Below are 6,268 nucleotides of genomic sequence, written 5' to 3' on the forward strand. Positions count from 1 at the left end.
GTCTAGAAAATCAGAATGAAGTAACTCATAAGGATATTTTAAAAGAAGACTCAGAAGAACTACCTAAAGTTTCTAGCTTCTCCACAGAAAAACCTATAGAATATGCTAAATTTCCAAAGTTAAGAGTAATAGGTCAATTTAATAAAACTTATATAATAGGGGAATTTAATGAGACTCTTTATTTAATAGATCAACATGCAGCTCACGAGAAGATAATGTTTGAAAAATATATGGATGACATTAAAGAAGGTTCTGTAATAGCGCAGCCCCTTTTGATACCTGTTTTAATAGACTTATCCTTAGATGATTTTGGAATTTATGAAGAAAACAAGGAACTCTTTAAAACTGGTGGTTTTAATGTAGAAAACTTTGGAGAAACTACTATTAGTTTAAGACAAGTGCCATATATATTTGGTAAGCTAGACATAAAAAATTTATTTATGTCTATATTAGATAATCTAAAAAACTTAGGTAGTGGTAAAACAGAAGAGGTTAAGTTTCATAAGATTGCCTCTATGGCTTGTAAATCAGCAATTAAAGCAAATGATTCATTAAGTAAAGAGGAAATGGAGGAACTTTTAGAAAAATTAAGATATATAGAAGAACCATTTACATGTCCTCATGGTAGACCAACTATAATAAAGATGGGGCTTTATGAATTAGAAAAGAGATTTAAGAGAATACAGTAGGGGTAGATAAAATTATGAAAAATAAACTTTTAGTTGTAAGTGGACCTACAGCTGTAGGTAAGACTAATATCTCCATAAAACTAGCAAAGATATTAAATGGAGAAATAATCTCAGCAGATTCTATGCAGATATATAAGTACATGGACATAGGTTCTGCTAAAGTTACTGAGGAAGAGATGGATGGTGTTCCTCATCATCTTATAGATGTAGTGATGCCAGATGAGGAATTTACTGTGGCAGACTTTAAAGAAAGAGCAAAAGCTTCTATAGAAGATATATGTAGTAGAGGAAAACTTCCCATATTAGCTGGTGGAACTGGTCTTTATATAGACTCTTTAATCTGCAATATGTCTTTTACAGAGGGAGTTAAGGATGAAGAATATAGAAACTACTTAGAAAACTTAAGTAAAGAAAAAGGAAATGAATATGTTCATAATATGTTAAAACAGGTAGATGAGGTAAGTGCAGAAAAAATTCATTTTAACAATGTAAAAAGAGTAATTCGTGCCTTAGAAGTATATAAAACTTCTGGGAAACCCTTTAGTTCCTTTAATGCAGGGGATACACTATACGATATTCCTTATGATATTGACTATTATGTTTTAACCATGAATAGAGAAAAACTCTATAATAGAATTAACCTAAGAGTTGATATTATGATGGAGAAGGGCCTTGTAAAAGAAGTGGAAAAGTTAAAAGATATGGGTTATACTCCAGATATGCAATCTATGAAGGGGATAGGTTATAAAGAGATTCTATACTATTTAAATGAAGATATTACATTAGATAGATCAATAGAGCTAATTAAAAAGGGATCTAGAAACTATGCAAAAAGGCAACTTACCTGGTTTAGAAAAGATCCTAGGATTATATACCTAGATAAGGATGAAATGTCAGAAGATGAAATTATTAATAAAATAGTAAGTGACATAAAGGTCTATTAGGTTGTATAATTTAAGTAATTATAAAATTCTAAAAATTATTAAGGAGGATGCGCCATGAGCAAAGCAGCTAATAATTTACAAGATATATTCCTAAATGGGGCTAGAAAGAATAAAATACCTGTTACAGTATATTTAACAAACGGCTTTCAACTAAAAGGGTTTGTTAAGGGATTTGATAGTTTTACTGTTGTTTTAGATTGTGATGGAAGACAAATGTTAATATATAAACATGCTATAAGTACAATTACCCCAGCCAAAGTTATACTTTTTAATAATAGTGTAGAAAATGAGAGATAAAAATGAAACATAGAAAGAAGGATAGGTAAAATTTTGCCTATTCTTTTTTTATATGTTAATATATATTAGGAATAATTTATGGTTTTGGAGGAATAAAAATGTTACAAGCTACTAAAGATATGCTGTTTAAAGAATATAAGATTAGTGATAAGGTTATAAATCTATATGAAAAAGCTCTAATAGATATAGAAGAGCAATTTAATATATATGATGAAATCAGAGAATTTAATCAGCTAAAAGTTCTTAAGGCATTTCAAGATGAGTACATAAGTGATAGTCATTTTACTAACTCTTCTGGATATGGATATGGAGACATAGGAAGGGATTCTTTAGATAAAGTATATGCAATAATATTTAACTGTGAAGCTGCCATTGTAAGACCTCATTTTGTTAATGGAACCCATGCTATTGGTTCAGCTTTGTTTGGAAACTTAAGACCTAATGACACCATGGTGTGTATTTCAGGAGCTCCTTATGACACATTACATAATATTATAGGAATAAGTGAAGAGAAGAACATAGGTTCTTTAAAAGAGTATGGAGTAAATTACAAACAAGTAGATTTAAAAAATGGAAAATTTAATTTTGAAGAGATAAAAAGAGTTCTCGAAGAAGATAAAACCATAAAACTTGTACATATTCAACGTTCTACAGGCTATGGATGGAGAAATTCCTTTGTTATAGATGAAATAAAGGAAGCTATAACTTTTGTAAAATCTATTAGGGAAGATGTAGTAGTCTTTGTAGATAACTGCTATGGGGAATTCATAGAAGATAAAGAGCCTACAGAAGTAGGGGCGGATCTTGTGGCAGGATCTTTAATTAAGAACATAGGGGGAGGAATTGCTCCTACTGGTGGATATATAGCAGGTAAGAAAGCTTACGTAGACCAAGCCGCTTACAGACTAACTGTTCCTGGAATAGGGGGAGAGTGTGGATCAACTTTTGGAGTTATGAGATCCTTCTATCAAGGGCTATTCTTAGCTCCCCATATAGCCATGGAGGCTGTAAAGGTAGCTATATTCTGTGCAAGGATAATGGAACTTGCAGGTTTTGAAGTATTACCTAAGTATAATGACAAAAGAAGTGATATAATACAAGCTATCAAATTTAATGATAAGGATAAACTAATAAACTTCTGTAAGGGTATCCAAAAGGGATCTCCAATAGATTCTTTTGTTCAATGTGAACCATGGGATATGCCAGGATATACAGATCAAGTTATAATGGCTGCAGGAGCTTTTATTCAAGGATCATCTATAGAGCTTTCTGCTGATGCTCCTATAAGAGCACCATATATTGCATACCTTCAAGGTGGATTAACCTTTGATCATGGAAAAATAGGAATTCTAATTTCTCTTTCAAAAATATTAGAGTAGGAAAGCACTAAAAGTGAGGTTTAAACAAACCTCACTTTTAGTATCTTCTGTAAACTCCCACTAATTTTCCAAGAATTGAACAATCTTTAACTATAATATCTTCCATAGTTTTATTTTCTGGATGTAATCTTATATGATCCTTTTCTTTGAAAAACCTTTTTATTGTTGCTTCATTTCCTATTAAAGCAACAACAATATCTCCATTTATAGCAGAAGGTATTTTTTCAATTATAGCTAAATCACCATTATGTATTCCAGCTTCTATCATACTATCACCAATTACATTTAGTATAAAAAGCTCTTTATCATGTTTAACAAAACTTGATGGAATAGAAAATGTATCTTCTATATTTTCTTCAGCCAAAATAGGAATACCAGCAGTTACCTTACCTATAACCGGAATATCTATTATTTCTTTATTTATAGAGGATAATCCAACAATCTCTAACGCTCTTGGTTTTGCAGGATCTCTTTTTATAAGACCTTTCTTTTCAAGGCGTTTTAAATGTCCATGAACAGTAGAAGTGGATTTTAGTGATACTGCCTCACAAATCTCTCTAACTGATGGGGGATATCCTTTTTCTTCAGTGTATTTTTTTAAAAATTCATATATCTCCAATTGCTTTTTATTCTTAGCCTCTATCATCGATTACACCTCTCAATCCTTAAAAACATTATATCATAATAGTTTTACCATATCAAACTTATGTTCTGTTTATTTGATATAGAAAGACTTATTTGGTATAATTATAGAGCTAATTGGATAGTATTAATTGTATTAGGAGTGATTATTAATGAAAGATAGTAAAAAAGATTTTAATAATTATATAGACGAGGATTTAAGGGAATATTTAGATGAGAATGACGCTGATTTAAGATCTATAAGTATCCAAGCAGTTGCAAAGGATGAAGATGAAAGTTTTATTTATGAGGAAGATTTAAATTATGAACTAAATAAAGAAGTAGGAGAGAGTGACTACGAAGAAGATACAGAGTATATAGAAGATGTAAATGAACTTGAGGATATAGAGTACATAGAAGATATTGATGGTCTATCATCTTTATTAGAAGATACATATAGCTTTAGTGATAATTTTGAAGAAGCCTTTCCAGGTCTTATAAGAGTAAAAAAGAAAATCTAAGGTAAATTCATACCTTAGATTTTCTTTTTTTATTCATCACTTAAAGGGTTTGACTTTACAGCTGCTCTTAGAATTTCATTATCTACATGGGTATAAATCTGAGTAGTAGATATGTTTTCATGACCTAAAATCTGCTGAAGGCTTCTAATGTCTACATTCCCATGCTTATACATTAAAGTTGCAGCAGTATGTCTTAGCTTATGAGGGGTACATTTCTCTTTATTTACTCCTGAGTTTTTAACATGACTCTTAACCAATAGTTCTATGGCTCTAACAGAAATTCGTCTATGCTTATTACTTAAAAATAAAGCTTTTTTCTCATCACTTGGAACTTTTTCAGTATCTCTTACAGGGATATATTCATTTATAGCCTTAATACAGGCTTTATTTAAGTAAACAGTCCTTTCTTTATTTCCTTTTCCTATTATACTTAGGGTATCGCCCTTTATTTTATCTATATCTATACCACGAAGTTCTGAAACTCTAAGACCACAGTTTAAAAACAAGGTCAATATGCAAAAATCCCTTTTATAATTCTTACTATTTTCATTTAATGAGTTTAAAAGAGTTTTACTTTCATCTAAAGTTAGGTATATAGGGTGTCTCTTGCTTATTTTAGGGGATTCTAAATCTAGAGAAGGATTTTCTTCTAAAATCTTAGCTTTTCCACTTAAATATTTGAAAAAGGATTTTAAAGTAGCCACTTTTCTAGCTCTAGCATAGGTTCCGTTATTTCTATATTTTTCCGTAAAAGATATAAAGGCGTATAAATCTGATAATCTAATTGATCTTATTAGAGATTCATCAATATCTTGTATAGGTATTTCTTCAAAGGTTACATCTTTATTAATAAGACCTTTATAATATTTTATAAACCTAAAAAACATTATTAAATCTATTTTATATCCTTCAACAGTGTTTTCTGATTTGCCTTTAATTACTGTTATTTATAATCTCTATATCATATTTCATAAATTCCTCCTAAATTCAATGGTGTTTTTTACTTGAAAATAAATTATAATTTTAATAAATAATAGTATATGATGAAATTTTTATTACTTTATATACTATTATTCTATAAATTTATCCTGTTTCCTCTTTTTTTACACAAATAACTTCGCTAAATGTATATTTAGCGAAGTTATTTTGTATTCTTTTTATGTTTTCTATAAAATCACCCGAATTCTTTGTGAAATCACTGTTTCAGTATATGTAATACATATAAATACATGTATTATTGATGTATTACTTGTATTTGTGGTATAATACATTATAAATATTTTTATAATTTTGGAGATGATAAATTTTATGAGCGATATAAAAACAACTACTATGAGGCTTTCAGAAGATACAATAAAATCCTTTAGGAAAATAGCAGAAAATGAAGGATTAACTCAAGAACAATGCTTATCTCATTTAGTAAATGTTTTTGAGATACAAAATGCTAAAGAAATTATGGGGGATCGTAAAAAAGAAATAGAGACATTTGAAGATTATGTAAATAAACTTATAAGTCTATTTATGAACTCCTTAGAGATAAGTATTAATGCTGAGGAAAGGATAAGAGATAAATTTCTAAAGGAATCAAAAGATAAGGATTCTCTAATATTAAAGCTTAACGAAGAAATTATGACTTTAAAGGAGGATCTAAAGAAAAAAGCTAAGGATATTAAAGATATTAATATAGATAAAGAAAAGTTATTAAAAGATTTTGAAACAAAGGAAGAATTACTTAAACAAAATAAGTCCTATATAGAAAAAATAGAAGAAGAAAAAACTACACTAAATAAAATTATAGAAGAAAATAAGTCTTATAA

The 6,268-nt window shown here is 29.2% G+C and carries 5 protein-coding genes and 3 pseudogenes; 6 read left to right on the forward strand and 2 right to left on the reverse strand.

The window, feature by feature from the left end:
• The 4 genes and pseudogenes from AB2369_RS10465 to AB2369_RS10480 form a co-directional block, all read left to right on the forward strand.
• Nucleotides 1–689: pseudogene (locus AB2369_RS10465) on the forward strand (DNA mismatch repair protein MutL); the annotation flags it as partial.
• Nucleotides 690–703: 14 nt separating this feature from the next.
• Nucleotides 704–1,633 carry a tRNA (adenosine(37)-N6)-dimethylallyltransferase MiaA gene (gene miaA / locus AB2369_RS10470; protein ID WP_367666427.1) on the forward strand — a complete coding sequence of 310 codons (930 nt, stop codon included), beginning with the start codon at nucleotides 704–706 and terminating at the stop codon, nucleotides 1,631–1,633.
• Nucleotides 1,634–1,687: 54 nt separating this feature from the next.
• Nucleotides 1,688–1,930, forward strand: coding sequence for an RNA chaperone Hfq (hfq, locus tag AB2369_RS10475; RefSeq protein ID WP_367666428.1), 243 nt, complete (start codon nucleotides 1,688–1,690; stop codon nucleotides 1,928–1,930).
• A gap of 98 nt (nucleotides 1,931–2,028) precedes the next feature.
• A complete protein-coding gene (locus tag AB2369_RS10480; RefSeq protein ID WP_367666429.1) occupies nucleotides 2,029–3,309 on the forward strand; it encodes an aminotransferase class I/II-fold pyridoxal phosphate-dependent enzyme in 1,281 nt (426 codons plus the stop codon).
• Between the two features lie 37 nt (nucleotides 3,310–3,346).
• Here the strand turns inward: AB2369_RS10480 and lexA are convergent, their stop codons facing one another.
• Complete coding sequence (gene lexA, locus AB2369_RS10485) at nucleotides 3,347–3,955, reverse strand: transcriptional repressor LexA (protein ID WP_367666430.1); 609 nt, start codon at nucleotides 3,953–3,955, stop codon at nucleotides 3,347–3,349.
• A 148-nt stretch (nucleotides 3,956–4,103) separates the two neighbouring features.
• Between lexA and AB2369_RS10490 the strand changes: the two genes are divergently transcribed.
• Nucleotides 4,104–4,451 (forward strand): hypothetical protein, encoded by a 348-nt coding sequence (locus AB2369_RS10490; protein ID WP_367666431.1) that lies wholly within the window; start codon nucleotides 4,104–4,106, stop codon nucleotides 4,449–4,451.
• 29 nt (nucleotides 4,452–4,480) lie between these two features.
• Here the strand turns inward: AB2369_RS10490 and AB2369_RS10495 are convergent.
• Nucleotides 4,481–5,423, reverse strand: a pseudogene (locus AB2369_RS10495) (tyrosine recombinase XerC).
• 336 nt (nucleotides 5,424–5,759) lie between these two features.
• Between AB2369_RS10495 and AB2369_RS10500 the strand changes: the two are divergent.
• A pseudogene (locus AB2369_RS10500) lies at nucleotides 5,760–6,268 on the forward strand (hypothetical protein); the annotation flags it as partial.

Source organism: Clostridium sp., from assembly GCF_040797585.1.
Taxonomy (GTDB): domain Bacteria; phylum Bacillota; class Clostridia; order Clostridiales; family Clostridiaceae; genus Clostridium_Z.

Bases quoted from the DNA above. Each gene is read 5' to 3' on its own strand.
- miaA (WP_367666427.1), top strand. From the start codon at position 704: ATGAAAAATAAACTTTTAGTTGTAAGTGGACCTACAGCTGTAGGTAAG.
- hfq (WP_367666428.1), top strand. From the start codon at position 1,688: ATGAGCAAAGCAGCTAATAATTTACAAGATATATTCCTAAATGGGGCT.
- AB2369_RS10480 (WP_367666429.1), top strand. From the start codon at position 2,029: ATGTTACAAGCTACTAAAGATATGCTGTTTAAAGAATATAAGATTAGT.
- lexA (WP_367666430.1), bottom strand. From the start codon at position 3,955: ATGATAGAGGCTAAGAATAAAAAGCAATTGGAGATATATGAATTTTTA.
- AB2369_RS10490 (WP_367666431.1), top strand. From the start codon at position 4,104: ATGAAAGATAGTAAAAAAGATTTTAATAATTATATAGACGAGGATTTA.